Source organism: Chitinophaga sp., from assembly GCF_035564935.1.
Lineage (GTDB): Bacteria > Bacteroidota > Bacteroidia > Chitinophagales > Chitinophagaceae > Chitinophaga.
Window position 1 is genome coordinate 1 of record NZ_DATMTE010000022.1, and the last position, 3,270, is coordinate 3,270.

Below are 3,270 nucleotides of genomic sequence, written 5' to 3' on the forward strand. Positions count from 1 at the left end.
TATCAGCATAATTGGCGAGGTTCTCGTTGGTATACAACTCCGGGTCCATGCCACCATATTTCGTAATGGTAAACAGGTTTTGCGCACTCACATAAATACGTGCATTGGTAAAGCCGATGCGTTGCAACAGGGAGGGTGATAGGGTATAACCCAGCATCACGTTTTTAAGCCGCAGGTAGCTGCCATTTTCCACGTAGCGGTCGGAAGTACGGCGGTTGTTATTGGGATCAAGGAAGGTAGCCCTGGGCGTTTTATTGCTGGTACCTTCTCCATGCCAGCGTTCTTTGTAGAAATCTTCCTTATTATTAAATCCTCTTCCGTCGAAGCTGTTGATGATGTTATCTACTTCATTATAGATCTGGTTGCCCTGCACACCATTAAAGAACAGGGTGAGGTCGAACTGTTTGTAATTGATACTGGCATTCAGGCTGTATAACAGTTTGGGATTAGGGTTGCCGATAATAGTACGGTCGGCGTCATCAATTTTTCCGTCGTTATTGTAATCTACAAAACGGATATCGCCTGGTTTGGCATTGGGCTGATACAATTCACCTTTGCTGTTTGTATACTGCGCTACTTCCTGGTCGTTCTGGAATAAACCATTTGTTTTGTAACCATAGAAAGAGCTGATCGGTTCGCCCTCCCGCAGGATCACGCGACCGGAACCGGCGGAAAAGATCTGTTCACGGCCTTTGTATAACGATACTACTTTGTTACGCAGGGTGGTAACGTTGGCGGCTATATTAAAAGAGAGATCTTTTTGCAGGGCCTGTTTATAACCGGCGGTGATTTCCAGCCCTTTATTGCTCATTTTAGCGCCGTTTACATAAGGCGGAGTGGCATCACCGTTGGTGTAGGAAGAAGGCAGCTGTATGAGGATGTCTGAAGCTTGTTTGTTAAAGTAATCCACGCTGAGGGTCAGCGCGCCTTTCAGGAAACCCGCGTCCACACCAATGTTCGACTGTGTCGTAGTTTCCCATTTCACATCGGGGTTGCCACGGCTGATCACCTGTAAAATATTATTGCTGGTGGAGTAAATGGTAGCAAATGGATAAAGGCCGATATCCTGGTTGCCCAGCTGTCCCCAGCCTCCGCGGATTTTGAGGTCATTCAGCCAGGTCACATCTTTCATAAAATTTTCATGGGCAATGTTCCAGCCGGCAGAGAAGGAGGGGAAGTAGCCCCAGCGGTTGTCGGCGCCAAAGCGGGAAGAAGCATCCGCCCGCATGTTCACATTCAGCATGTACTTGTTGTTATATGCGTAGGTAACCCTGCCGAAGTACGACATCAGCGCCCATTCTTCCAGGTTGCCGCTGTTGAACTGCTGACCGGAACCGTAATCGAGGTAACGCAAGCTGGTGGAAGCATCGGCGCGGTTATCGTAGCCATTACGGGATGCCGCGAGGTAGTCTACCTTGGAAGAAATATATTCGGAACCCAACGTTACACCCACATTATGTTTTTCATTGAACAGGTGGTTATAATTGAGTACGTTGGTCCAGTTATAGGTAGTATAGCGGTTACGGAATTTATCCAGCCCTTTGTCTTTATCCTGCATCAGGGTGCGGTCGCCGGGTATTTGGCCACTGTATTGCTGTTGTTCTGCAATAAAAAAATCGGTGCCAAGGTCGGTACGGAATTTAAAATCATTCAGAAAACGGGCTTCTGCAAACACGTTACCCAACAGGCGGTATTTGCTCATGGTGCGGGTACGGTAGTCGGCAATGGCCAGTGGATTTTTTCCGTCTCCATATAGCAAAGCATTTTTATAGAGATCTGCCGGTGGAAGGTCGGTATAAAAACCGGTCTTATCATCGTAGAGCGGAAGGGCATTAGGTCTTATAAGCGCATAGCGTACCACACCCGGCAAGCTGCCCGGGCGGGCGCCATCGCCGGAAGCGCCTATTTCCTGGGTGCGGTCGTAGGTAAGGTTCATGTTTTCACCCACGCGCAGCCAGCTTCTTACTTCGCTGCTCACATTGGAGCGGACGCCGTACCGTTTGAAATTGGAGTTTACAATGGTACCGTCCTGGTTTACCACGTTGCCGGCCAGGTAGTAGCGGGTTTTATCGGAACCGCCTGAAAAAGCCAGGTTATAACGCTGGGTAAGCGCCTGCCGGAAAAGGGCGTTCAGCCAGTTGGTATTCGGCAATTTGGAAGGATCATCCTGGTTGCGGGTGGCGGAGCCGTCGTTAGCAAAAGCTTCGTTCTGTAGTTCTATGAATTGGCTGGTACTGAGCATATCGGGCAGCCCGCTGGCATTGGCAATGCCATAGGCGATATCAAGATTGATCTCGTTTTTGCCGGCTTGTCCTGTTTTGGTGGTTACGAGGATCACGCCATTGGCGGCACGTGAACCATAAATGGCTGCCGCTGCTGCATCTTTCAGCACTTCAATGGAGGCGATGTCGTTGGGGGAAATGGTATTCAGCCCGCTGTTCATAGGTACCCCGTCAATAATATAAAGCGGGTTGCTGCTCTGGCTGAGGGAACCGATACCCCTGATGCGTACTACGGCTTCAGTGCCGGGAGCACCGGTAGGAGAGGTAACGGAAACACCGGAGGCCTGTCCCTGCAGGGCGGTACTGAGATCGACCGCCTGGGTTTTAGCCAGGCTTTTTCCATCTATTGAGGAGATGGCGCCGGTAACCTGGCTTCGCCGTTGCGTACCGTAGCCTATTACCACCACATCTTTTAAAGCCACTTCATCTTTTTGTAAGGTCACATCAAGTGCGCCGCTGCCGGGGTACTGCATTGTTTTGGTAAGAAATCCCATAAAGGAAAATTGCAGTGTAGCAGGACCGTTGCCGCTGATGGTAATGGTATAGCTGCCATCCACGCCGGAAACAGCGCCGTTTTTGGTATTGGGCTGTATCACGGTAACGCCGGGGAGGGCGCCTCCCTGCTCATCGCTGATACGGCCGCTTACTTTAACCTGGGCATAGGTTGCCCCGCCAAGCAGCAACAGTATCACAGCTGACATTAATTGTGTCCAGTTTTTCATTCGTAAGAATTTAATGGTTCCGTCCCCCTGGAAGAACCGGTTTAAAAATGTATTTAACGTTGGATTTGAATGGAATTTACAGGCCGTGCATCTCCTGTTTTTTTCATACGCCGGATAATTTTTTGATTGATCTGGATGAACTAAAGGTAGGTGTAAGAGGCGGGAAGCGACTGTACTATAGTTACAAATAACTGTACAATTGCGCAGGTTTTTGATCAATAAATATTGACAATCAAATAATTGTGTGTTTACTTGTCTTGTGTGCC

1 protein-coding gene is annotated in these 3,270 nt (G+C 49.1%); it reads right to left on the bottom strand.

Annotated elements, in window-relative coordinates:
- Positions 1-2,983: TonB-dependent receptor (locus tag VN105_RS00700; protein ID WP_325636933.1), on the bottom strand; the 2,983-nt coding region annotated here is incomplete at its 3' end.
- Positions 2,984-3,270: the final 287 nt, after the last annotated feature.